This window comes from Herbiconiux sp. L3-i23, from assembly GCF_023734115.1.
Lineage (GTDB): Bacteria > Actinomycetota > Actinomycetes > Actinomycetales > Microbacteriaceae > Naasia.
Genome location: NZ_AP025737.1, coordinates 2,091,388 through 2,115,946, shown reverse-complemented (window position 1 = coordinate 2,115,946; position 24,559 = coordinate 2,091,388). Strand labels below are relative to the sequence as shown.

Below are 24,559 nucleotides of genomic sequence, written 5' to 3'. Positions count from 1 at the left end.
GGCGGGCGCGGGGGAGTCGGCGGGCGTTTCTGGCACGACGCTCATTCTGCCGTGCCCGGATCCTTCGGCTTGCGGGGGGCGCGGGGCTTCTTCGGTGCCTGCGCTGCGCGGGGGATCGTCGGCACCGAGTTGGTGCGCGGCGGACGCGCTCCCCGGACGCTCGCGGCCCCCTCCATGCCCGACAGCACGACGGTGTTGAGCGAGGGCAGCTTGACGCCCATGTCGTCGAGCGACTCCTTCAGCCGCATCCGCAGCTCGCGGGCCACGTCGTCGCGCGCCGACGTGCGGGTCTTGATCACGACGCGCATGACGACCGCCTCGGAGGAGATCGACTCGAGACCCCAGATCTCGGGCTTCTCCATCACGCTCGGCCGCCACTTCGGTTCGTCCGCGAGCGATTCGGCGGTCTCAAGCATCCGCTGCTGCACCGCCTGCACGTCGGCGTCGTACGGCACCGCGAGGTCGATGATGACGCGGGCCCAGCCCTGCGACATGTTGCCGACGCGGGTGATCTCGCCGTTGCGCACGTACCAGAGGGTGCCGTTCACGTCGCGGATCTGGGTGATGCGGATCGCGACGCTCTCGACCACGCCGGTGGCCTGACCGGTGTCGACGACGTCGCCGACACCGAGCTGATCCTCGATCACCATGAACAGGCCGTTGAGCACGTCCTTGACGATGTTCTGGGCGCCGAAACCGAGACCGGCACCGAGCGCGGCGGTGATCAGCGCGAACGAGCCTGTGATGTTCGGGGCGATCGTGGTGATGATCGCGAGCAGCGCCACCGCCGTGATGGTGACGGTGACGATGTTGTTGAGCACGTCGCCGAGGGTCCTCGCGCGCTGCACCGTGCGCACCGCCGCGACGGGCGATGCGGCGAGAGCCTGCGTGTCATCGACCCGCTGCCGGCGCTTGACACCGTTGACGACGCGGTCGACGACGCCCTTGATGACGAAGTGCAGAGCGACCCTGACGAGGATCGCGACGACGATGATGACGACCACGCTGATGGCGTTGCCGACCGCCTGGCCGAGGCCTGTCTCGAAGAATGCGTCCAAATCCATAGGCCGAAGATTTTAGCCGCGACGGCCTCCCCGCCGGCTGGGCGGCGCGTCGGCGGGGCGCTGACTCGCCCACTTCGCCCCGTTCCGAGGCCGGAACACAGGGTGAAGTGGGCGAGTCGAGCGGCAGCTACAGCACCTTCGACAGGAAGGCGCGGGTGCGCTCGTGCGCGGCGTTCGCGAGCACGTCCCGCGGGGCGCCGCTCTCGACGATGCGGCCCTGATCCATGAAGACGAGCGAATCGGCGACCTCGCGCGCGAAGCCCATCTCGTGGGTCACGACGATCATCGTCATCCCGTCGGCGGCGAGACCCTTCATCACATCGAGCACCTCGCCCACCAGCTCGGGGTCGAGCGCCGAGGTCGGCTCGTCGAAGAGCATCAGCTTCGGGTCCATCGCGAGCGCCCGCGCGATCGCGACGCGCTGCTGCTGCCCGCCCGAGAGGTGCCCGGGGTAGCTGTCGATCTTGTCGGCGAGCCCCACCCGGTCGAGCAGTGCGCGGGCGCGCTCCATCGCGGCCTGCTTCGACTGCCGCTTCACGCGGATCGGCGCCTCGATCACGTTCTCGAGCACGGTGAGATGCGGGAACAGATTGAAGCGCTGGAACACCATGCCGATGTCCCGGCGCTGCCGTGCCGCGTCCTTCGCGTGCAGCTCGTGGAGTGCACCGCCCTTCTCGCGGTAGCCGACGAGCTCGCCGTCCACCTCGAGCCGTCCGCCGTCGATCTTCTCGAGGTGGTTGATGCAGCGCAGGAACGTGCTCTTGCCCGACCCCGACGGGCCGATGACGCAGAGCACCTCGCCCGCGGCGACCTCGAGCGACACGTCGGTGAGCACCACGTTCGAGCCGTACTTCTTGAACAGGTGCTCGGCCCGCACCATGGGAACAGGGGAGGCTGCGGCGCTCATCGGCCTTCCTTCGTCTCGCTCGGGGCGGAATCACCGGTGGTCATGTCGCCGGTGTTGACGACGGTGGAGGCGGTCGGCGCGTCGCCCTGCGGCAGCCGCGCGCCCTTTCGGACGTCGACCCGGTCGATGCCGCGGGCGAACCGCTTCTCGAGGTAGAACTGGCCGACCATCAGCACCGACGTGATCGCGAGATACCAGAGCGACGCCACGATGAGCAGCGGAATCGGGTTGAACGTCTCGGCCGAGATGTCGCGGGACCGCGTGTAGAGGTCGAGGGTGAACGGCACCGCGGTCACCAGCGACGTGGTCTTCAGCATCGAGATCACCTCGTTGCCGGTCGGCGGGATGATGATGCGCATCGCCTGCGGGATGATGATCCGCCGCATCGTCAGACCCCAGTTCATGCCGAGCGCCGTCGCCGCCTCCTCCTGGCCGCGGTCGACCGAGAGGATGCCGGCGCGCACGATCTCGGACATGTAGGCGGCCTCGTTGAGCGCGAGCCCGATGACGGCGATCCAGAACGTGTTGAGCGCCTGGTCCGTCGGCAGCTGCGCGATCGGCGGCAGGAACGGCAATCCGATGTCGAGGGTCGGGTAGATGGTCGAGAGCAGGCCCCAGAACACGAGCTGCACGTAGACCGGAGTGCCGCGGAAGATCCAGATGTACGCCCACGCGATCGACTTGAGGATCGGGTTCGGCGACAGGCGCATCACGGCGAGCAGCACGCCGAGCACGATCGCGCCGATCATCGAGTACACGGTCAGCTGCACCGTGACGAGCGCGGCCTCGGAGATGCGGCGGTCGAAGAGGTACTTGCCGACCGAGGGCCAGTCGTACGCGGTGCGATTGACGGCGGCGTCCCAGACGAACGCCGCGATCAGGATGATCAGCACGACGCCGATCAGGTTGCGCCACGGGTGCCGCAGTGGCACCGCGCGGATGGGCTGGAGCCCGGGGGCCGGCTCGGTGGCCGGCCCCGCGGTGTGTGAGGTCACTGTTACTCCGTGGCGCCGTTGATGTCGATCGAGTCGATCGCGCCGGTCTCGACGCCCCACTTGCTGAGGATCTCGCTGTAGGTGCCGTCGTCCATCAGCGACTGCAGCGACGCCTGCAGCGCCTCGGCGAGGGTGCCGCGGTCCTTCTGCACGGGCATGCCGTAGAGGAAGACCGAGTAGACGTCGCCCGACAGCTCGAGCTTGCCGCCGCTCTGCTTGACCGCGTACTGGATGACGGGGGAGTCGGCGGTCATCGCGTCGGCGCGGCCGAGCGTCACCGCGGCGGTGGCGTCGTCCTGGGTGTCGTAGCCGAGGATCTCGATCGCGGCCTTGCCGGCGTCGACGCAGGCCTGCGACTTCGCGGGCACGTCGTCGAGCGCCTGGGTGGTGCCGTTCTGCACGGCGACGGTCAGGCCGCACGCGTCGTCGGGGTCGACGGTGGTGCCGGCGGGCGTCGCCCACTGGATGCCGGCGGTGTAGTAGTCGACCATGTCGACCTGCTCCTGACGCTCGAGCGTGTCGAAGAACGACGACAGGCCGAGGTCGTACTTCGCGCCGATCACGGCGGGCAGGATGTTGTCGAACTTGGCGATGTTGTAATTGGTGGTCAGCCCCAGCTTCGCGGCCATCGCGTCGGCCAGTTCGATCTCCCAACCCACCGGGTTGCCGTCGGCGTCCTTGAACTCGTTGGGCGCATAGGTGGCGTCGGTGCCGATCTCGAGCACGCCCGCCTCGACGATGTCGTCAGGCAGCAGCGCCGCGGCCGCGTCGTCGACCGCGATCGCGGGCGCGGAGCCGTCCGAGTCCGAATCAGGGGTCGCCACTTCGTTGTTGACGCATCCGGTGAGGGCGAGGGCGCCCACCATCAGGGCCGCGGGGAGGAGGAATCTGCGTGCGCGCATGGTTCTTCTGTGTCTTCGCTTTCTTGGTCGATCTGCAGGTGTGGAGGGAGGATCAGTCGCCGTAGACCCGCTGCCCGCCGACCCACGTCGACGAGGTGGTGGTCGAGGCGATCTCGTCGGCCGGGCCCGCGAACGGATCGCGGTCCACGACGACGAGGTCGGCGACGGCTCCGACGGCGATGGTGCCGGTGCCGTTCAACGAGTTGATGCGCGCCGAGCCGGCCGTGTAGGCCTTCAGTGCGGTGCCGAGGTCGAGCGCCTGCTCCGGGTAGAAGGGGCGGGGATCGAAGTCGGGGTCGCCCTCGGGCAGGCGCCGGTTGACGGCGACGTGCAGGGCGGCCCACGGGTCTGGGGTGGTGACGGGCCAGTCGGAGCCGGCGCACAGCAGCGCGCCCGAGCGGGCGATCCCCGCGAAGGGGTACTGCCAGGCTGCGCGTTCCGGTCCCAGTGAGGGGAGGTTCAGCTCCACCATCTGCGGCTCGAAGGTCGCCCAGAGCGCCTGCATGTTCGCGGCCACCCCGATCGTGGCGAAGCGGGCGACATCGTCGGGATGCACGATCTGCAGGTGGGCGATGTGATGCAGCGGGGCGCCGGGCCGGAGCCGGTCGGGCACGGACTCGAACGCGTCGAGCGCGTCGCGCACCGCCCGGTCGCCGATCGCGTGGACGTGCACCTGGAAGTCGTCCGCGTCGAGAGCGTGCACCGCGGCGATCAGCTCGTCCCGCTCGAGGAAGGCGAGCCCGCGCTCGGTGCCGCATGTGCATCCCGGTGCGAGGTAGGGGTCGAGCAGCGCAGCGGTGCGGTTCTCGGGGATACCGTCCTGCATGATCTTGACGCTCGTCGCGACGAACTTCTCGTGCCGCAGCGCAGCCCGACGGGCGCGGAGATGGTCGAGCTGCTCGAGCCCTGAGTGCCGGTCCCACCAGAGTGCGGCGACCACGCGGGCGGTCAGCTCGCCGCTCTGCGCGGCGGCGAGGTAGACATCGCCGGTGTCGGTGTGGCTGCCGTATTCGCCGACGATGGCGTCCTGCCAGGAGGTGACGCCGAACGAGTGCAGGTAGCGCTGGCCCTCGAGCAGGCCGAGCCGGTTCTCCTCGTCGGTGACGCGGGGGATGAGGTCGTGCACGAGCAGGCGGGCGCCCTCGTGGAGGGTGCCGGAGGGGTTGCCGTCGGCGTCCCGCTCGAGCCGGCCGTCGTCGGGGTCGGGGGTGTCGCGGTCGAGGCCGGCCCGCTTCAGGGCGGCGGAGTTGACCCAGGCGCCGTGGTGGTCGCGGTTCGAGAGGAAGACGGGTCGGTCGGGGACGACGCGGTCGAGATCGGCGGCGAGTGGGGTGCCGCCGGGGAACGCGGCCGAGTGCCAGCCTCCGCCGACGATCCACTCCGCGTCGGGATGCGCGCGGGCGTAGGCCTCGATGGTCGCGAGGTACTGGTCTCGGGTGTGGCCCTCCGAGAGGTCGCACGCGCGCCGCTCGAGACCGCCCTCGACGGGGTGCACGTGGGCGTCGACGAAACCGGGGAGCACCATGCCGCCGTCGAGGTCGACGACCTCGGTAGCCGAGCCGATGAGGTCTCGATCGAGGTCGCGGTCGACGGCGATGATGCGTCCGTCGCGCACGGCGACTGTTCCGCTTCTGGCCGCGGAGCCGCTGCCGTCGAAGACGACCCCGCCCCGGAAGACCACATCGGCGTCGCGCATCCCACCCTCTTTCTCACGATCGATTTCGTCACCCTAACGCGGGATCGGTCGCTGAATCCGTTGCGTAACCGGAACTTAACGACCGATCCAGCGAGAAGTGCTTCGAATCGAGTAGTTGTGACGTGAGCGAGGTGCCCAGTTCTGCGGGTGTTCGGCCGCGAACACCGACAGATCTGGGCACCTGGGCGCGAGGGGATGCCGACTCGCCCACTTCACCCCGTGTCAGCGCTGCGACACGGGGCGAAGTGGGCGAGTCGGGGCGTCGCGCTTCAACGCGACGAGGTGCCCGGTTCTGTCGGTGTTCGACCGCGAACACCGACAGATCTGGGCACCTCGGCAGGTGCTGACGCTGACTCGCCCACTTCACCCTGTGTCGGCGCTGCGACACGGGGTGAAGTGGGCGAGTGGGTCAGGCGCGGTCGCGGTCCTGGACTCGGAGGGCGCGCTCGACGCCGGCGAGGTCCTCCTGGATGAGGCGGCGCAGGGCGGGCGTGTCGGGGTGCGATTCGAGCCACTCGCGGGTGGCGTCGACGAGCTCCTGGTCGGCGAGCGGCGCCGGGTAGAAACCGTTGATGATGCCGGACGCGATCGCGTAGCTGCGGGTCTCCCACAGGCGGTCGAGGGCGCCGAAGTACTTCTCGACGAACGGACGCAGCAGGTCGGGGTCGGCGGCGCGGAGGAAGCCGAGGCCGGTCGCGCGCACGATCAGGTTCGACGCGCCCTCGGATTCGACGATCGAGTTCCAGGCTGCGAGCTTGGCCTCGTGGGTCGGCATCGCCGCGCGGGCGTGCGCAGCCGACTGCTGACCGGTCGCGGTGTTGTCGCTCGCGAGCGCCGCGTCGATCTCGGCGGCGCCGACGCGTCCACCCGCGGCGAGGGCGATCAGCAGCTCCCAGCCGAGGTCGGTGTCGATGTCGAGACCCTCGAGGGCCACCTTCTCATCGAGCACCGACTGGACGACGTCGAGGTGCGCGTCGGTGTGCGCGACCGCCGCGAAGGAGCGGACGAACTGGAACTGCGCGTCCGATCCCGCCTCGGCGGACCGGGCGAGCGACCACAGCGTGTCGCCGACCTCGGCGAGCACCTCGGGCCGGTTCTCAGGGGCGACGTACAGCGTTGCCGCCAGGACGAGCTGCGCGAGGTTCGTGCGGAGCGTCGTCGACTCGGTCTCCGCGCCCAGGTTGCGCAGGGCGAGCCGAACGTAGTCGCGGGGGCTCGTCTCGGCGTCGCGGGTGGAGTCCCACACGGACCCCCAGACGAGCGACCGCGCGAGCGGCGACTCGATGGCGGCGAGGTGGTCGATCGCGACGAGCAGCGAGCGATCGTCGAGACGGATCTTCGCGTAGGCGAGGTCGTCGTCGTTCACCAGCAGCAGGTCGGGACGCTTCGCGCCCACCAGCTCGGGCAGCTCGGTGCGGGCGCCGTCGATGTCGACCTCGAACCGCTGCTCGCGCACCAGCTTGCCGTCGCGGAGGTTGTAGAGGCCGATTGCGAGGCGGTGGGGGCGCTGGGTCGGCCACTCGGGCGGGGTGGTCTGCGTCACCGCGAAGGAGGTGAAGTTCTCGTCGTCGTCGACCGTGAACTCGGAGCGGAGCGTATTGACACCGGCGGTCTCGAGCCACAGCTGCGACCACAGAGCGAGGTCGCGGCCGCTCGTCGCCTCGAGCTCGACGAGCAGGTCCTTCAGCTCGGTGTTCTTGAAGGCGTGCTTCTGGAAGTACTGGCCAACGCCCTTCAGGAACTCGTCGCGTCCCACCCAGGCGACGAGCTGCTTCAGCACCGACGCGCCCTTGGCGTAGGTGATGCCGTCGAAGTTGACCTGCACGTCCTCGAGGTCGTTGATGGTCGCGACGATGGGGTGCGTCGAGGGCAGCTGGTCCTGGCGGTACGCCCAGCTCTTCTCCATCGCGGCGAACGTCGTCCACGCCTCGTGCCACTCACTGGCCTCGGCGGTGGCGAGGGTCGAGATGTACTCGGCGAACGACTCGTTGAGCCACAGGTCGTTCCACCACTTCATGGTCACCAGGTCGCCGAACCACATGTGAGCGAGCTCGTGCAGGATGGTGACCACCCGGCGCTCGCGGACGGCGTCGGTCACCTTCGACCGGAACACGTAGGTCTCGGTGAAGGTCACCGCGCCGGCGTTCTCCATGGCACCCGCGTTGAACTCGGGCACGAACATCTGGTCGTACTTCTCGAAGGGGTAGGGGTAGCCGAAGATCGACTCGTAGAACGCGAAGCCCTGACGGGTCTTCTCGACGATGTAGTCGGTGTCGACGTACTTCGCGAGCGACGCCCGGGCGAAGACGCCGAGGGGGATGACGCGTCCGTCCGACGAGGTGAGCTCGCTGCGCTCGACCGAGTAGGGCCCTGCGATGAGCGCGGTGATGTAGCTCGAGATCACCGGGGTGGGCGGGAACTCCCAACGGAAGTTGCTCGACCCGACGTCGGTCGGCTCGGGCGTGGGGGAGTTCGACACGACCTCCCAGTAGTCGGGCGCGGTGACCGTGAACTGGAAGGTCGCCTTCAGGTCGGGCTGCTCGAACACTGCGAACATGCGGCGCGAGTCCGGCACCTCGAACTGGCTGTAGAGGTAGACCTCGCCGTCGGCGGGGTCGACGAAGCGGTGCAGTCCCTCGCCCGTGTTCGTGTAGATCGCGTCGGCGTCGACGCGCAGCTCGTTGTCGGCGGCGAGGTCGTCGAGCTGGATGCGCACACCGTCGCTGACCGTCGCAGGGTCGAGTTCGCGACCGTTCAGCGTGACGGAGTGCACGGTGCGGGTGATCGCGTCGATGAAGGTGGACGCCCCCTCGGTGGCGGCGAAGCGGACCGTCGTGATGCTGCGGAACGTCTCGGGTCCCGTCGTGAGGTCGAGATCGACCTCGTAGCTGCGCACATCGACGATCGACTTGCGCTCTTGGGCTTCGAGGCGGGTGAGGTTCTCTCCGGGCATGACGGGTTCCGTTCTTCGTTCCGTGCTTGTCAATCCACCCTAGGCGGAGTTGCTTTACCCGGCCTGCGGCCCTTTGATGAGACCCGTGACGGCCGAGGACATCAACGAATCCCTGACGGCCGAGCGGTACCGCGTGTTCTCGCAGATCGACGCGCACGACCTCTCGCCCTCCTACGTGAAGTCCGCCGTCGGCATCGCGTCCGACCCGTCGATGCTCGAGTACATCGACTCGCTGCCGCCGTCGAAGCGGCACGCGGGCTACCTGTTCTCCGTCGCCCGCTACCTCGAGGCGCCGCTCGACAGCTACGACCGCTTCAAGCAGCACCTCATCGATCGGTGGGACGAGGTCGAGCGGATCGCGCGCGAGCGCACCATGCAGACCAACGATCCCGCCCGGCTGCTCGCGCTGCTGCCGGTGCTCGCCGGAATCGAGGGGCCGATCGCCCTGCTCGAAGTCGGCGCCTCGGCGGGCCTGCTGCTCAATGCGGATCGGTACAGCTACCAGTACGACGACGGCCCATGGCTGCACCCCGCGGACGGTCCGAGCGAGGTGCGCCTGACCACCGAGACGCGGGGACCGGTGCCCGTGCCCGAGCGGATGCCGCAGATCGTGTGGCGCGCCGGCATCGAGATGAACCCGCTCGACCTCGAGGACCCCGACGACGTCGCGTGGCTCAGTGCGCTGCTCTGGCCCGACGACCCGTCACGGGTGCAGGCGACGAGCGCTGCGATCGAACTGATGCGCCGCGAACCGGTGCGCATCGTGCCCGGGGACCTCAACGACGAGCTCGCCCGACTGGCCGAGACGGCACCGCCCGAGGCGACCCTCGTCGTCATGCACTCGGCGGTGCTCTCGTACCTCACCCAGGAGGACGCCGACCGTTTCGTCGCCACGGTCCGCGCGCTCGGCGCCGTGTGGATCGCCAACGAACTCGCCGACGTCGTCCCGGGCGTCTCGGACGCCGGCGAACGCGACTCGACCGAATCGTTCTCGTTCGTCGTCGCGAAGGACGGTGTCCCGGTCGCCCGCACCCACCCCCACGGGGCGTGGGTGCGGTGGCTGACACCTACGGACTGAGAGGGCGGCTCCGACCCTCACCGCGCGGTTCAGCGCACCTAGAATCGCAACCATGCGCATCCACATCGCGACCGATCACGCCGGCCTCGACTTCAGCCGGCACCTCGTCGAGCACCTCGGAGCGCAGGGCCACGAGGTCGTGGACCACGGACCGACCTCCTACGACCCCCTCGACGACTACCCGGCGTTCATCATCCGCGCGGCGCTCGCCGTCGCACGCGACCAGGCGGCGGGCGTCGAGACGCTCGGCGTGGTGTTCGGCGGATCCGGCAACGGGGAGCAGATCGCGGCGAACAAGGTGAAGGGCATCCGGGCGGCTCTCGTCTGGAACCTCTCCACCGCGCAGCTCGCCCGCCAGCACAACGACGCCAACGTCATCTCGATCGGCGCTCGCCAGCACACGCTGGAGGAGGCGACGGCGCTGATCGACGCGTTCGTGGCCGAGCCGTTCTCGTTCGACCCGCGCCACGAGCGCCGCATCGCCCAGCTCGCCGAGTACGAGGCCGACGGCGCCATCGCCGCGGGCGAGCACACCCCCGGGGTCACCTCCGCCGATGCCTGAGGGCCATTCGATCCACCGCATCGCGCGGCAGTTCCGCGCGAACTTCGTCGGCAAGCGAGTGCACGCGTCGAGTCCTCAGGGACGTTTCGCCGCGGGCGCCGACGATCTCGACGGCCGTGAGGTCGTCGCCTCCAACGCGGTCGGCAAGCAGCTCTTCGTCGAGTTCGGGCCGAAGGGCGCCGACATCGGCGACCGCATCCTCCGCGTGCACCTCGGCCTCTACGGCGCGTGGGACTTCGCCGGAGAGGTGACCGTCGACCCGACGCTGCTGGCCGCGAGCGGGCGGATCGGTCAGACGAATCAGCGCGGCACCTTCCTCGAGGAGGTCGCTTCCGAGCTCGAGTCCGACTTCGTGCCGGATGCGTTGCCCGAAGAGTCGCTCGGCTCGATCGGCGCTCCGCGCCGGGCCCGCCTGCGCATGGCCGAGTCCGAGCGCGAGACCTCGCTCGAGGACTTCCCGCCTGCCCCCGTCGGCGCGGTGCGTCTGCGGCTGCTGACCGACACCACCGTCGCCGACCTCCGCGGCCCGACCGCCTGCGAGGTGCTCGACCCCGAGCAGGTGCGCCAGGTGCTCGCGAAGCTGGGTCCCGATCCGCTCGTCGATCCGGGGAAGAAGGCCGAGGACGCCTTCGTCGCGAAGGTCCGGAAGAAGCCGACCGCCATCGGCCTGCTGCTGATGGACCAGAGCGTCGTGAGCGGCATCGGCAACGTGTACCGTGCCGAACTGCTGTTCCGCGCCCGCCTCGACCCGCACACCCCCGGGCGCGATGTGCCCGAACGGCAGCTTCGGGCGATCTGGCGCGACTGGGCGAAGCTGCTCACCATCGGAGTCGAGACCGGGCAGATGATGACGAAGGACGACCTCGAGCCCGACGAGTACCGGCGGGCCATGGCGAGCCGTGACGAGCGGCACTACGTCTACAAGCAGACCGGCAAGAAGTCGCCGCGCGGCAAGGGCGAGGTCGTCATGGAGGAGATGGGCGGCCGCAACCTCTACTGGGCACCCGGCTGGCAGAAGCGCCCGGCGCCGAAGAACGACTGACGAGGGAGCGCGAGCGATGAGACAGAACCCGAGCTTCGTGCTGCAGGACACCGACGAGCTGAAGCGGTTGGTCCGCGAGAACCCGTGGGCGATCCTGGTCGCGAACACCGCGGCGGGCCTCGCCGCATCGCACTACCCGATCGTGCTCGACGAGACGCGCGACGAGCTGTCCATCCTCACCCACGTCGGCCGTCCCGACGAGAACATCCTCGAGCTCGGTCAGCACGAGCTGATGATGATCGTGCAAGGCCCGCACGGCTACATCTCGCCCGGCTGGTACGACGCGAAGCCCGCCGTGCCCACCTGGAACTTCGTCGTCGCGCACTTCTACGGGGTGCCCGAGATCCTCTCCGACGAGGAGAATCTGCGCGTTCTCAGCGACCTCGTCGACTCCTTCGAGGACCGGATGCCCGAACCGCGCCGCATGAACGGCACGCTCGAGAACGCCGCGTACGCCGCGCGCATCAGCTCGGGAACGGTCGGGCTGCGGCTCACCCCCACCCGCGTCACGGCGAAGTCGAAGCTGAGCCAGAACCGGCCCGACGAGACCGTCGACGTCATCATCGGCGAGCTCGAGGGCGACGGCCCCTACGCCCAGCCGGCGCTCGCCGCCGAGATGCGCCGCGTGCACGAGGTCCGCCGGGCCGCGCGTGGCTGAGCGGCTCCTGCTGCGGAACGCCCGAGTGCGCGGCGTCGCCCGGCCGGGCGACATCCTCCTCGAGGACGGTCTGATCGTCGGACTGCCGGGCGACGCCGCCGATCGGGTGGGGACGCCGACGGAGGTCATCGATCTCGAGGGGCGCTTCGTCCTCCCGGGACTCTGGGATCAGCACGTCCACTTCACCCAGCTCAGCCTGATGAGCAGGCGACTCGACGTCTCGGCCGCCTCGTCCGCGTTCGAGGCGGCGACCATGGTCTCCGCGAGCCTCGCCGACGCCGGGGCCCCCGCGGGACCCGATACTGCCGCGCCGGGGACGATCATCGGCTACGGCTTCCGCGACGGGCTCTGGCCCGACGCGCCGAACTCGCGCCTGCTCGACCAGGCAACCGGCGGCGGGGACGTCGTCCTGATCAGCGGCGACCTGCACTGCGTCTGGCTGAGCACCCGCGCCGCCGCGAACCTCGGCGTCGAGATCGACGACTCCGGGCTGCTGCGCGAAGGTCCCGCCTTCGCCGTGCAGCGCGCCCTCGACGAGGTGCCCGAGCACGTCGTCGACGGATGGGCGGCCGATGCGGCGAAACGGGCGGCGGCCAGGGGAGTGGTCGGCGTCGTCGACCTCGAGATGGACTGGACCCTCGACACCTGGCGGCGACGCCGGGCCGCCTCCTTCAACTCGCTCCGCGTGCGATTCGGTGTCTACCCGCAGCACGTCGAGCGGGCCATCGCGGAAGGGCTGCGCACCGGCGGGCGCATCGACGACCTGATCGAGGTCGGGTACCTCAAGGTCCTCATCGACGGCTCGCTCAACACGCGCACCGCGTACTGCTTCGACCCCTATGCCGGCGACCCGGACAGCGGCAGCGGCCTGCTGACCGTCGGGCCCGATGACCTCGAGCGCCTGCTGCGCACGGGACGCTCCGGCGGACTGGTGCCCACCGTGCACGCCATCGGCGACCGGGCCCTCGGGCTCGCGCTCGACGTGTTCGAGCGGCTCGGGATCGGCGGCAGGGTCGAGCACGCGCAGCTCGTCGGCGCCGACGACGTCGCGCGCTTCGGCCGACTCGGAGTGGTGGCGAGCGTCCAGCCCGCGCATCTGCTCGACGACAGGGACGTGGCCGACGAGCTGTGGGCGGGCCGCACCGACCGTGCGTTCCCCCTGCGGAGCCTGCTCGACGCAGGCGCCTCGTTGGCACTCGGATCCGATGCGCCGGTCTCGGCGCTCGACCCGTGGCAGACCATCGACGCCGCCGTGCACCGCAGCCGGCCCGGCGATCAGTCGTGGCACCCCGAGCAGGCGCTCACCGTCGAGGAGGCGCTCGCGGCGTCGACGGACGGACGAACGAGGCTGCAGGTCGGTGCGCCCGCCGATCTCGCGGTAGTCGACGACGACCCGATCGAGCTCCAACGCATAGACCCCGAGTTCCGGCTCACCGGGATCCCCGTCGCAGCCACGCTCCTCGCCGGCCGGTTCACGCACCGCGCCCTCTGACCGGCCCGCGCCGCCGCGGCTCTTGTCGCTCGCGTCGGCACTCCGATATGGTTCAGCGACCGATCAGGGGAGTCAGAGTGCGCGTCGCCGTCGCAGCCGTCCGAGCGCTTCTGGCGATCGCCATCGTCGCCGCGATCATCGGCCAGATCAACACCAGCGTCGGCTACTGGCAGTCGAACGGCCTCACCGACCTGACGAGCCCGCTGGTCAGCTTCTTCAGCTTCTTCACCGTGCAGTCGAACGTCCTCACCATCGGCGTGATGGCGTGGGGCGCCGCCCGGCTGTTCCGCGGACGCACCACCGACAGCCGCGTGTTCCTCGCGTTCCGTGTCGCGGACTTCACCTACATGGCGATCACCGGCATCGTCTACAACCTGCTGCTGCGGGGCATCGCGCTCCCGCAGGGCACCACGCTCGAATGGTCGAACGAGGTGTTCCACGTCGTCGCCCCGCTCGTCGTCGTGCTCGACTGGCTGTTCGCCCCCGGGCGCTCCCCGGTCCGCTGGCAGGTGCTGCCCCGGGTGCTCGTCTTCCCGATCGTCTGGGTCGTCTACACCCTGATCCGCGGCCCGCTGACCCCCGACGTGCTGCGCGGCGTCGACTACTGGTACCCGTACCCGTTCCTCAACCCGAACCTCTCGCACAACGGCTACCTGTCGGTCGCGTTCTACGTCGTCATCATCGCGCTCGTGATCGCCTCGCTCGCGGCACTCGCTATCTGGATCTCGCGGCGCTTCGCCGGGCCCGCTCAGCGCATATCGCGTGCTGCGGAAGACGAGGCGCTGCAACCCGCCCGCTGAGCGCAGCGATACGAAGGGGCTCCGCAACGACGAAGGGACGCCCCGATCGGGGCGTCCCTTCATACGATTCAGGCGGGTCAGGCCTTTGCGATATGCGCCTGCAGGAACCAGCGGTCTTTGACGAGTCCGCGCTCGATCTCGATGAGCACGTCCTGGCTGGACACGTCGATGTCCTCGAGGTCGGTGATGCCCTTGTGCAGCACCTCGAGCGTCGCGTCGATCTGCGTCACGACGTTCGCCACGGTGTCCTCGACGCTGACGAAGCCGTCGGGGTAGATCGGCGTGGTGGTCGAGGCGGCGACGGTCTGGACGCGTCCGTCGACGGGAAGTCCCAGCGCGACGACGCGCTCGGCGACGAGGTCGGCCCACTCACGGGTGTGCGCGACGTAGACGTCGAGCAACTCGTGGATGCCGATGAAGTTGTGTCCGCGCACATGCCAGTGCGCCTGCTTGCCGTCGACGCTCAGCGCGGTCAGGTTGACGACCAGCGGCTGGAGGAACTGTGCGACTCCAGCGGCCACGTCGGCTCCCCAGATCGACTTGGTGGCTGCTGCGACAGTAGTGGTGTCCGTCATGAACATTCCTTCCGTTCTCCGTTGTCCAACCCAACGCTACGCGTCTGGGAATTGTTCGCAAGCAAGCTGAGGCTGGGCTAACCGCATGCCGCGGGCGGATCGAAGCTCCCGCCACGCTCTACGGTGGAGGCAGAGGTCGCACGGAATACCGCACCGCCGCGCCGCGGTTGACCCGGGTGGACCGCCGAGAAAGAAGGAGTGACCCGCTCATGAGTGTTGGGGCCGCCCCTCCCACCATCGAAACGCTCGATGACGCCGCAGTCACGCGCCTGCGTGCCGACTTCCCGATCCTCGGAACGAACGTCGGTGGACGCCCGCTCGTCTACCTGGACTCCGGTGCGACGTCGCAGCGCCCCCTCGCGGTGATCGACGCCGAACGCGACTTCGCGATGCACCGCAACGCCGCCGTGCACCGCGGTGCGCACCACCTCGCCGTCGAAGCCACCGAGGCGTTCGAGCAGGCCCGATCGAGCGTCGCCCGCTTCGTCGGCGCCGACGACGACGAGATCGTCTGGACCGCGAACGCGACCGAGGGGTTCAACCTCGTCGCTTACTCGCTCGGCGCCGGAAGCCTCCAGGGCGACGGGCCCATCGTCTTCGCTCCGGGCGACGAGATCGTCGTCACCGAGATGGAGCATCACGCGAACCTCATCCCGTGGCAGCAGCTCGCCGCCCGGGTCGGCGCGACACTGCGGTTCATCCCCATCACCGACGGCGAGGTGCTCGACCTGGATGCCGCGCGCACCGTCATCGGGCCGCGCACGAAGCTTCTCGCCTTCACGCACGTGTCGAACGTGCTCGGGGTCGTCAACCCGGTCGACGGGCTCGTCGCGCTCGCGCGCGGGGCCGGTGCCCTCGTGATGCTCGACGCGTGCCAGTCGGCTCCGCACCTGCCGCTCGATCTGCACGCCCTCGACGTCGATTTCGCCGCGTTCTCGAGCCACAAGATGCTGGGCCCCACCGGCATCGGCGTGCTCTACGGCAAGCGCGACCTGCTGAACTCCATGCCGCCGTTCATCACCGGCGGATCGATGATTACGACGGTCACGATGGAGCGCGCCGAGTTCCTGCCCGCCCCCCAGCGTTTCGAGGCGGGCAGCCAGCCGATCGCGCAGGCCGTCGGGCTCGACGCCGCCGTGCGCTACCTCGACGAGGTGGGGCTCGACGCGGTGCACGAGTGGGAGGCCGCCCTCGGGCAGCGACTCGTCGAGGGGCTCGCCCGTGTGCCCGGCATCCGGGTCGTGGGTCCCGGTCCCGGCGCCGCGCGCGTCGGACTCGCCGCCTTCGACGTCGACGGCGTCCACGCGCATGACGTCGGCCAGTTCCTCGACGACCGCGGCATCGCCGTGCGCGTCGGACACCACTGCGCCCAGCCCCTGCACCGGCGCCTCGGCGTCGCTGCCACCACGCGGGCGAGCGCCTACCTCTACACGACCACCGACGAGGTGGACGAGTTCCTCGATGCTGTCGCGGGCGTCCGCGCGTACTTCGGAGCAGGTGCATGAGCGGGCTCGACGACCTGTACCGGCAGATCATCCTCGACCATTCGAAGCAGGCGCACGGCCGAGGGATCGACGCCGCTCCCGCCCCAGAGGGAACGGGTGTCGGCAGCTCGCATCAGATCAATCCCACCTGCGGCGACGAGATCACGCTGCGTCTCGCCCTCGACGGCGACCGCATCGCCCAGGTGCGGTGGGACGGCATGGGGTGCTCGATCTCGATGGCCTCCGCCTCGGTGCTGACGGAACTCGCGAAGGACATGGACGTCGACGGCTTCCGCGCGGCGTTCGAGGAGTTCCGCGGCATGATGCGTTCGCGGGACGACTTCGAGGAGCACGAGGAGACGCTCGGCGACGCGGCCGCGTTCGCCGGGGTCTCCCGGTACCCGGCTCGTGTGAAGTGCGCGATGCTCGCCTGGGTCGCCGCCGAGCACGCGCTGGCCGAGGCCCACTGAGACGGGTGCCGGGCGCCGCGCATCACGACGCCCGGTCCTCGCGTCACTCGGCGGGATAGCTGCTGATCTTCAGGGCCCGCGCCAGATGCGCAGCATTCGCCGCTACGGTCTTGTTCGTGGCCGCGGTGGCCTCGGGCGTCTCGTCGAGGTCGTTGTAGTCCGTGGACCCCATCGCCTCGCCGTGCCAATAGGTAACGCCCTGTGCGGGGATCGTGTAGCCGACGTCGTTCCATCCCTGGAACAGCTCCGCGCTGATCTGGTGCGCGCCGTCCTCGTTGCCGACGTTGGCGACGATGGCGACCTTGTCGAACAGGATCGGGCGGCCCGCGTCGTCGGTCTCGGACAGTTCGGCGTCGAGACGTTCGAGCGCCCGCTGCGCGATGCTCGTCATGTGTCCCATCCAGGTGGGTGTCGCGATGAGCAGGATGTCGGCGGCGAGGATCTTCTCGCGGATGGCGGGCCACGCGTCGCCGTCACCCATGTCGGTCTCGACTCCCGGCTTCACGTCGTGGTCGACGAGACGCACCGACGAACTCGTCACGCCGTGCTCGCCGAGGGCGTCGAGGACCTGGTTCATCAGCAGCTCCGTGCTCGAGGGAGCCGGTGACGGCTTCAGCGTGCAGTTGAGGGCGAACGCGGTCAGGGTCGTGGTGGTCTGGGACGCTGTCATGGTGTTCTCTTCCGTCGGGGTCGCCTCACTCTCGATGGCGCAGTCGGGAAGGTGCTGGGAGCCGCCTGATCGAGGTCAGCGCAACGCGCCGAGGTAGAGCACCGCGTCCTTCAGGTTCTTGACCCGCTGCTCGTAGCGGGCGGCGATCACGATCAGCACGACACCCCCGACACCGACCCACAGCCACCACGGCACCGCGTCGTAGACGTCCGACAACCACGGCCACAGCTGCGCCAGGGCATGGATGGCGAAGGTCGCCGCGCCGACCAGCAGGGGTGCGCGAAGGCGGCCGACGACGCCGACGAGCAGCACCGCGAGGGCGACGACCCCGAGTGCGACTGCGCGCCAGAGCTCGGTCGGCCAGAAGTCGAGGAGCAGGGACGGCACGAGCAGCAGCGCCAGTCCCGGACCGAGGGCGGTCCCGCTGCCGAGGTCGGCGCGGCGCTCGAGCAGAAGGGCGCCGCCCGCGAGGAGTGCGAGCGCGGTCGGCACGGTCGCCAGCTCGACGGCGGGCACGCTACCGGCGCCGGGAACGACGGCGGTGGGCAGCAGCCCCGACAGCGCGATACCGGTCGCCGTGACGACTCCGAGCCCGGTGATCGTCGCACCGCGGACCAACCGCGAGGGCCGCTCCGACTGCAGTGCGTTCTGCACGATCCAGGCGGCGCCGAGCAGGCTGAGAGTGCCGACGAGGCGAGGGACGACGAAGCCGCCCTCGATCACGGCGACCGTCTCGATCCCCGCGAGAAGCACGATGGAAGCGGTGAGAGCGGTGGTGGCGACGTTCCGGGGGAGGAGCCCGCGCTCGAACCAGAGCAGCCCGACCACCCCGGACACCGCGACGGCCGGAAGCAGCCACGCCTCGACGAGGAGGCTGCCGCGTCCCGTCGCCTCGTCGAACGCGCGGTCCGCCGCCACCAGCAGCAGTGACGACAGCGCGAAGGCGAGCACGATCCCCCGCAGTGCCAGCGTTCGGAGGCGCTCGGGCAGGAAGGGGGCGGCGAGGGCGAGGACGCCCCCGGCGACAGCGACGACGACCGCTCGAACCCCTCCGGTGTCGAACGAGGCGAGGACACTCGGCAGGAAGGCGAGGGCGAGAGCCGCAGCGAACAGGAGGGACCGGCCGGCGCCGTGCTCGCTCGCACGCCGCGCGGTGATCGCACCGGTGATGATCAGGAGGAGGCCCGTGACGGGGAGCGTGTACGGCTCGACCTCGCGGACGCCGCCGTCGGCGAGCGACCACCAGAGGGCCCCCGATGCGAGAGCCGCTGCCAGCCAGCCGAGGTGGCGGCGTGCGCCGGTGGCGCGGACGGGGTCGCCGTCGGTCGTGGACGAGATCCCGACGGCCACGGCCGCGAGCACGAGGACGAGCCAGGTCCAGTCGCTGCCCGTCGCCAGTACGACGACGACCGGGAGAAGAGCCGCGGCGAGGTTGCCGCCGGTCAGCCACGGCGACGATCCCGTCGCGCGACGGATGGCAGGCGGCACCGCGAGAGCGGAGGTGACGACGGCTGAGGAGACCGCCCAGACGACCGCCCCGTCGAGGCGCAGCACAGCGGCGATCTGTCCTGCGGTCGCCATCACGGCGAGCGGACCGACGAGGGCGGCGACGACCGCCTCGGGCGCTCGTCGCCGGGCGGTCGGAGACGCGAGGGTCGCCGCCGATGCGACCGCGACGATACCCGCGAGCCCGGCGCCGATCAGATCCGCCTGCTCTCCTCCGGTCACGATCGCGAGGGGGCCCGTGACCGTGAGGGTGACCGCGGAGACGGCGGCGAGCACGCCCGCGTCCGGCCGGCGCAGCCGCGGTAGTGCCGCGACGATGAGGAGCGCCGCGGCGCCGACGAACGCGGGTAGCAGCGACGCGTGGAGGTCGATGCGCGCCCACTCCGGCGTGGAGGCGGCGGTCCCGACGAGCGCGATCAGACCGACACCGAGGAGGACGGTGCGCTCGGCAGGGATGCGCGTGGCGAAGGCCGTTCCCGCGAGGATGACGACCGCCGCACCCGAGGCCCACGGCCACGCACCGCGGTCGGTGAACGCGGCGGCCGCGAGGAAGAGCAGCGCCGCGGCTCCGACCGGGTACAGGGCGAAACGGAGCCAGCGCCGCGACCCTCCGAGAACGAGCATTCCCGCCCCTGCGGCGGCCGCGATGAGGGCGGCGGCGACCGCCGAGCCCGCACCGGGTGCGAGCGCCGCGGGAAGGACGAGCGCCGCACCGGCGGCGATCTCGATCGCGACGACGGTCCATACCGTCCGACGCCGGAGCGCGGCGAGCAGCACGGCCACGGTCGTCGTGACGGTGAGGGCGAAGAGCAGCCCGTCGTCGGGGCCGATCGGAGACCCTCCGGCGAAGAGCCCCGAGAACAGCGGTCGCGTGAGCGCGACGGCGCCGGCGCTCACGGCGGAGCCCGCTGCGACGAGCAGACCCAACGCCGACACGACCAGGCCGCCGATGACCGCGGCCGTAGCCTGCGGCTTCGAGGCGAGCGGCACTCCCGCCCGCACGAGGACCAGGGCGGCGACCACCCCCGCGCCGACGGCGGAGACCTCGAGGAGCGTGAGCAGCGCGTCGGTGCCGACGGACAGGCCTCCGATCGCGGCGCCGGCGAACGCGTAGCCGAGGCCCGCGCCCGCGACGACGGTGCGCCACCGGTCGCGTGGGCCGGCGGCGCGGGCGATGATCGACTCCCCCGCCCAGAGAAGCGCGACGACCGCGAAGGTGAGCAGGCGCGTGATGGCGAGATCGGGAAGCGCGATCCAGGCGGCGACTCCCGCGACGAGCGCGCCCAGCAGGGTCCCGCCGACGAGGAGGTTGTGCTCGATCGCCGCTCGGGTAACGCGCGATCCGGCGAGAGCTGCGACTGCGGCGGCGGCACCCGCCCAGACGCGGGTGCTCGCGGGCCCGTCGATGGCGCCGGCAGTGATCAGAGCCACGGCGGCGGGAAGGGCGCCGGCGGCGAAGAGGGTGACCGTGCGCAGTGGGGCGGCGCGCCGGCTGAGCAGCGCGAGGCCTGCGATCACGGCGACGCCGGCACCGGCGTGCAGATACGGGTCGACACCACCCGTGCCGAAGAGATCGTTGGCGCGGATGATCCAGACGTCGAGCAGCAGCAGCACGAGGGCGATCACGGCGACGCCTTCGGCCGTGGCGCGCAGTCCGCGGCGGCGCAGCACGATCGCGACGCCGATGACGAGGAGGCTCGCGGCGGCGATGATCGCGGATCGCACCTCGAGGGAGGCGAGGAGGTACGCCACGAGCAGGAAGAAGACGGCGGTCACCGAGACGGCGATGACGCCGGTGGTGAGCAGCACGGCTTGGACGGTGGGACGCCGCCTCGGGGGTGCGGCCGGAGGCGCCGTCGTGAACGCGGGAGCGGCGGCGGGCGGCGGGGTCGCCGCGAAGGGTGCCGCGACCGACGAGGCAGCAGGGGCGGCAGCGGGTGCAGGCAGGGGAGTGGTCTGTCGTGGAGTCGCCTCCGCCGGCGGACCCTGGAGGTCAGACGGAGAAAGGGGAGCCGCGAGGGGCGCGGAGACTGCGGCTGCTCCGGTGCGGGCGGCGACCGCGGCGCGCTGCCTCTCGCGCATCCCGGCGATGATGCGCTGGCGCTGCTCCTCCCACCCGACGACGGCCCTCGACGCGGCGAGCAGCTCATCCGCACCGTCGACCCCGAGATCGAGCCCGCAGCGGGAGCAGACGAGGGTGCGCAGGGGTGTGAAGCAGGCCGGGCACTTGGTCGTGTCGAGCAGCTCGTCCGGTGACGAGGCCCAGAACCGGAAGGCGTGCGTGGGGCGGGAGCCGCTCATGCGATCACTGTGTCAGAGCGGTCGGCGGCGATGCGGGCGGACCGGCGGTCTGTGGAGAGATCGGCGGTTGTGGAAACGGCGCTCACGATCGATCCGGCGCCGGTCGGACGGGGTGCGGTGTAGCGCCCTCGACCGTGTCGTGTCCAGCCCTGGTGCGGTGCATACCCCTGCAGAACAATTCCGCTCATGATTTCCTCCCCAGACCGCAGCGGCGCGGTCGAACACGGCACCGCTGCCGGGCCGCTGTGACCGACCGCACCGTCGCGGAGCTCCGCGAACAGCTCGAGATCATCGAAGCCTCCGGTCGGCCGACGGCGACCCTGGTCGCTCAGCTCGACGAGGTGCTCACCGCGATCGACACCCTTCTCCCGGCGGGCGTCGCGGCGCGGCGCACCGCGCTCGACGACCACGCCTTCTACGTGGAGTAGGAGCTCTGAGCGGTCGGTCTCAGTCCTTCGCAGGAGCTGCGGACCCCCGCGTCGCCCTGCCATCGCCCGCCGCGGCGAGCGCCTCGCCGACCGCCGCGCCCGTCGCACGACCATTGACGATGTCGGCGATGTCGATGCCGACCAGGTCCTTGATGAGCTTCGTCGACGTCGCCAGCTGGCCCGCGACGCTCTGACCGAGCTGACCGGTGGGGTCGCCGTCGGAGGAGATCACGGTCATCGAGCGGATGCCGGCGAGCGGCTCCGCGGCCGCGCGGACGATCTCGGGGAGCTGGTTGATGACCTGCTGTCGGAGCAGATCCATGGCGCGCTCCTGCAGCGCCTCGGCCTGAGCCCTCGTCGACTCGGCCTCGGCGTTACCGGTGACGCGGATCGAGTCGGCCTGCGCCTCGCCTTCGGCTCGGAGCGCTTCGGCGGCGGCGATACGGCGGTTCTTGTCGGCGATACCTTCCGCCTCGATGGCCTCCGCCGCGGAACGGCGGCGGTTGCGGTCGGCGACACCTTCGGCCTCGATGGCCTCGGCGGCCGACTTGCGGGCGTCGCGAGTGGCGTTCGCCGCGGCGATCGACGCCTGCGCGTCGGCCTCGGCCTTCTTCGCGATCGCGTACGCCTCGGCGTCGGCGACCGCGCGGATCTCGGCGTCCAGCTCCTGCTTGCGCAGTCCGACGCGCTTGCCCGCGGTGAGCTCCTGCTGGCTGACGACCTCCTGCTGCGCGATCGCCTCGGCGAGCGGGGCCGCCGACGCGGCCTCGGCACGAGCCTTGTCGGTCTCCTTCTGGATCTCGGCCTTACGCAGGTCGAGCTTGCGCTGCGACTCGGCGACCGCTTGATCGGCGGTGATGCGGGCCTCCTCGGAGGCCTGGCGTGCGACCGACTCGGCGATCTCGGCGACCTGCTTCACACGGGCGGCCTCGGCGCGTCCGAGGTCGCGGATGTAGCCGTTGTCGTCGTCGATCTCCTTGATCTGCAGAGTGTCGATCTGCAGACCCTGCACGTCGAGCGCCTCACGGACGGCCTCGAGCACCTGGCCCTGCAGCGCCGACCGGTTGGTGATGATCTCGGTCACCGTCAGCTGACCGACGATCGAGCGGACCGATCCGCTGAGGACCTCCTCGGTCGACGCCTCGATCTGATCCTGCTGGTTGAGGAAGCGCTGGGCGGCGGCGCGCACCATCTGCTCCGAGCCGCCGACCTTGACCACCGCCACGGCGTTGACCCGGATGGTGATCGCGTCCCGCGTCTGCGCGGTGGCCTGCACGTTCAGCTGCCGGCTGCGCAGGCTCAGCTTGAAGTAGGCCTCGACGATGGGCTTCACGAATACGCGCGAGCCGAAGACGACGCGCTGTCCGGCGTTCTCGTCGTTCTCGGCTCCCGTCTTCGGGCCCTTCTGCCGAGAGGTCACGATGATCGCCTCGTCGGGCTTCGCGACCTTGATGCCGCGGAGCACGATGATGAGCACGATCAGGACGACGACGATCAGTGCGCCGATGAGAAATGCCGTTCCGATCAGGTCGGAGAAGAAGTCGATCACCGCTTCAGTCTGTCGGAGGGGGCGCGGCGCGGCAAGGAAACGTCTGATGAAAGCGAACCGTGATGGGAACGAGATCATTCTTTCGGGATCCATGCAGTCTCACGAAGTAGCTTCGCCCGCATGGATCCGACCATGACGCTCATGCTCGAAGAGCTGAGGTCGGTTCCGCTCTCCGAGCTTCAGGTCATGCTCGACGAGAACCTCGCCGAGCATGCCGAACTGCGGTCGCAGGGCTACGGTCCGGGTGATGAGGACTTCGACCAGAACAGCATGCTCTGGGTGGTCATCTCGTCGGCGCTCGGTGAGCGGTCGCTGTTCGCCTGAACCCGCAGAGGGTGCGACGAGTTCCTCGCTTCGCGACGGCCCTGGCGGGCCTCCTCAGCGAGCAGGGCGGGCCTTATCGGCGAGCGGAGGGGGGGCCCTTCGTATCGCTTCGCTCAACGGGCGGGCAGGCGGGCCTCTTCAGCGGGCGGGCGGGGTCAGTGTGGTGTCGCCGCGGAGCAGCATGTCGGTCGCGAGATCCGCGAGCGCCTGCGATACCGGCGACAGGGTGCTGCGCTCGCGGCGCACCAGCGCGATCACGTCGTGGAGCGGCTCCGCGAACGGCGTCGTGGTGAGTCCCGGCGGGAAGAGGGCGCTGCGGGTGACCGCCGAGGCGACCATCGTGTCGCCGAGGCCTCGGGCGACGAGCGCCAGCGCGGTGTCGACGTTCTCGACCTCGATCAGCGGGTCGATCCGCACCCCGGCGGCCTGCGCGCGGTCGGTGAGCTGACGTCGGGTCGGATCCGATGAGCCGTACTGCGCGTCGTAGAGGATGAGCGGCGCCTCGGGGATGGCCCCGATCGTCATCGGCTTCCGCGTCCGGGAGGCGTCACGGCTCACCCACACCACCTCGTCGCGCAGCAGCGGCCGGACATCGAGCCCCTCGTGGGGCACCGGAAGCACCACGAGTCCTGCTTCGAGCTCACCGGCTCGGACCGCTTCGGCGACGCTCACCGAGTTCTGTCCGACCAGGCGGATCTGCACGCCCGGATAGCGATGGTGGAACTCCTGCGCCAGGGGGGAGAGCAGGTAGAACTCGGCGTTGCGCAGCACACCGAAGCTCGCGACGCCGCCGGAGATGCCGCGCAGCGACCGCACGAGGTCCTCGGCGCCGTCGACGCTGTCGGTCGCCTGGCGCGCCCAGGGCAGCAGCTGTTCGCCCGCCGCGGTGAGCACCAGTCGGCGACCGCCGCGGACGAACAGCTCGAGGCCGCAGCCCTGCTCGAGGGCGCGGACCAGCTCCGAGACGGTGGGCTGGGCGAGACCCAGCTCGCGGGCGGCGGCGGTGAAGGATCCGAGCCGGGCGGCCGTCGCGAACGCGCGCAGCTGCGAGATACGCATAGGCAAACCCTATGGCAGGTGCGGGGTATATGACCGTTGTCCCG

Annotated in this window: 21 protein-coding genes; 10 read left to right on the top strand and 11 right to left on the bottom strand. The window is 70.3% G+C overall.

Annotated features, from left to right (window positions below; genetic code table 11):
* Positions 1-41 precede the first annotated feature (41 nt).
* From NGH83_RS10050 to pepN, 6 genes are all read right to left on the bottom strand, one after another.
* Positions 42-1,064: a mechanosensitive ion channel family protein gene (locus NGH83_RS10050; protein WP_251856123.1), complete on the bottom strand. Its 1,023-nt coding sequence runs from the start codon at positions 1,062-1,064 to the stop codon at positions 42-44.
* A gap of 127 nt (positions 1,065-1,191) precedes the next feature.
* Positions 1,192-1,971, bottom strand: a complete 780-nt coding sequence (locus NGH83_RS10045) for an amino acid ABC transporter ATP-binding protein (RefSeq protein WP_305881782.1) — start codon at positions 1,969-1,971, stop codon at positions 1,192-1,194.
* On the bottom strand, positions 1,968-2,966 hold the full coding sequence (locus NGH83_RS10040; RefSeq protein WP_251856122.1) for an amino acid ABC transporter permease: 999 nt from the start codon (positions 2,964-2,966) through the stop codon (positions 1,968-1,970). The genes NGH83_RS10045 and NGH83_RS10040 overlap by 4 nt, the downstream gene beginning before the upstream one ends.
* A gap of 2 nt (positions 2,967-2,968) precedes the next feature.
* On the bottom strand, positions 2,969-3,868 hold the full coding sequence (locus NGH83_RS10035; protein ID WP_251856121.1) for an ABC transporter substrate-binding protein: 900 nt from the start codon (positions 3,866-3,868) through the stop codon (positions 2,969-2,971).
* A 52-nt stretch (positions 3,869-3,920) separates the two neighbouring features.
* Complete coding sequence (locus NGH83_RS10030) at positions 3,921-5,564, bottom strand: amidohydrolase (protein WP_251856120.1); 1,644 nt, start codon at positions 5,562-5,564, stop codon at positions 3,921-3,923.
* A gap of 409 nt (positions 5,565-5,973) precedes the next feature.
* Complete coding sequence (gene pepN, locus NGH83_RS10025) at positions 5,974-8,517, bottom strand: aminopeptidase N (RefSeq protein WP_251856119.1); 2,544 nt, start codon at positions 8,515-8,517, stop codon at positions 5,974-5,976.
* 85 nt (positions 8,518-8,602) lie between these two features.
* On the opposite strand from pepN, the gene NGH83_RS10020 reads away from it, so the two are divergent.
* The 6 genes from NGH83_RS10020 to NGH83_RS09995 all read left to right on the top strand — a co-directional run bounded on the left by NGH83_RS10020 (position 8,603) and on the right by NGH83_RS09995 (position 14,149).
* Positions 8,603-9,595, top strand: coding sequence for a DUF2332 domain-containing protein (locus NGH83_RS10020; protein WP_251856118.1), 993 nt, complete (start codon positions 8,603-8,605; stop codon positions 9,593-9,595).
* A 52-nt stretch (positions 9,596-9,647) separates the two neighbouring features.
* Complete coding sequence (locus NGH83_RS10015; RefSeq protein ID WP_251856117.1) at positions 9,648-10,157, top strand: ribose-5-phosphate isomerase; 510 nt, start codon at positions 9,648-9,650, stop codon at positions 10,155-10,157.
* Complete coding sequence (locus NGH83_RS10010) at positions 10,150-11,199, top strand: Fpg/Nei family DNA glycosylase (protein WP_251856116.1); 1,050 nt, start codon at positions 10,150-10,152, stop codon at positions 11,197-11,199. Before NGH83_RS10015 ends, NGH83_RS10010 begins: the two co-directional genes overlap by 8 nt.
* 16 nt (positions 11,200-11,215) lie before the next feature.
* Complete coding sequence (locus NGH83_RS10005) at positions 11,216-11,857, top strand: FMN-binding negative transcriptional regulator (protein ID WP_251856115.1); 642 nt, start codon at positions 11,216-11,218, stop codon at positions 11,855-11,857.
* Entirely contained in the window at positions 11,850-13,349 is a 1,500-nt protein-coding gene (locus NGH83_RS10000) for an amidohydrolase (protein WP_251856114.1), read from the top strand. Before NGH83_RS10005 ends, NGH83_RS10000 begins: the two co-directional genes overlap by 8 nt.
* 77 nt (positions 13,350-13,426) lie before the next feature.
* Positions 13,427-14,149 (top strand): Pr6Pr family membrane protein, encoded by a 723-nt coding sequence (locus tag NGH83_RS09995; RefSeq protein WP_251856113.1) that lies wholly within the window; start codon positions 13,427-13,429, stop codon positions 14,147-14,149.
* 77 nt (positions 14,150-14,226) lie between these two features.
* Here the strand turns inward: NGH83_RS09995 and NGH83_RS09990 are convergent, their stop codons facing one another.
* A complete protein-coding gene (locus NGH83_RS09990) occupies positions 14,227-14,724 on the bottom strand; it encodes a Dps family protein (protein ID WP_251856112.1) in 498 nt (165 codons plus the stop codon).
* A gap of 209 nt (positions 14,725-14,933) precedes the next feature.
* Here NGH83_RS09990 and NGH83_RS09985 point away from each other — a divergent pair, with 209 nt between their 5' ends.
* Positions 14,934-16,229 (top strand): SufS family cysteine desulfurase, encoded by a 1,296-nt coding sequence (locus NGH83_RS09985; RefSeq protein WP_251856111.1) that lies wholly within the window; start codon positions 14,934-14,936, stop codon positions 16,227-16,229.
* Positions 16,226-16,678 carry a Fe-S cluster assembly sulfur transfer protein SufU gene (gene sufU, locus NGH83_RS09980; protein WP_251856110.1) on the top strand — a complete coding sequence of 151 codons (453 nt, stop codon included), beginning with the start codon at positions 16,226-16,228 and terminating at the stop codon, positions 16,676-16,678. The genes NGH83_RS09985 and sufU overlap by 4 nt, the downstream gene beginning before the upstream one ends.
* 43 nt (positions 16,679-16,721) lie before the next feature.
* On the opposite strand, the gene NGH83_RS09975 is transcribed toward sufU, so the two are convergent.
* A complete protein-coding gene (locus NGH83_RS09975; RefSeq protein ID WP_251856109.1) occupies positions 16,722-17,348 on the bottom strand; it encodes a flavodoxin family protein in 627 nt (208 codons plus the stop codon).
* Positions 17,349-17,423: 75 nt separating this feature from the next.
* Positions 17,424-21,155 (bottom strand): SCO7613 C-terminal domain-containing membrane protein, encoded by a 3,732-nt coding sequence (locus NGH83_RS09970; protein ID WP_251856108.1) that lies wholly within the window; start codon positions 21,153-21,155, stop codon positions 17,424-17,426.
* 245 nt (positions 21,156-21,400) lie between these two features.
* On the opposite strand from NGH83_RS09970, the gene NGH83_RS09965 reads away from it, so the two are divergent.
* Positions 21,401-21,583 (top strand): hypothetical protein, encoded by a 183-nt coding sequence (locus tag NGH83_RS09965; protein WP_251856107.1) that lies wholly within the window; start codon positions 21,401-21,403, stop codon positions 21,581-21,583.
* A gap of 19 nt (positions 21,584-21,602) precedes the next feature.
* Here NGH83_RS09965 and NGH83_RS09960 read toward each other — a convergent pair whose 3' ends face one another.
* The gene (locus NGH83_RS09960; protein WP_251856106.1) at positions 21,603-23,132 is read right to left on the bottom strand and encodes a flotillin family protein; all 1,530 of its coding nucleotides are present in this window, start codon (positions 23,130-23,132) and stop codon (positions 21,603-21,605) included.
* A 120-nt stretch (positions 23,133-23,252) separates the two neighbouring features.
* On the opposite strand from NGH83_RS09960, the gene NGH83_RS09955 reads away from it, so the two are divergent.
* Complete coding sequence (locus NGH83_RS09955) at positions 23,253-23,456, top strand: hypothetical protein (protein WP_251856105.1); 204 nt, start codon at positions 23,253-23,255, stop codon at positions 23,454-23,456.
* A gap of 138 nt (positions 23,457-23,594) precedes the next feature.
* On the opposite strand, the gene NGH83_RS09950 is transcribed toward NGH83_RS09955, so the two are convergent.
* Positions 23,595-24,515: a LysR family transcriptional regulator gene (locus NGH83_RS09950; protein WP_251856104.1), complete on the bottom strand. Its 921-nt coding sequence runs from the start codon at positions 24,513-24,515 to the stop codon at positions 23,595-23,597.
* Positions 24,516-24,559 lie beyond the last annotated feature (44 nt).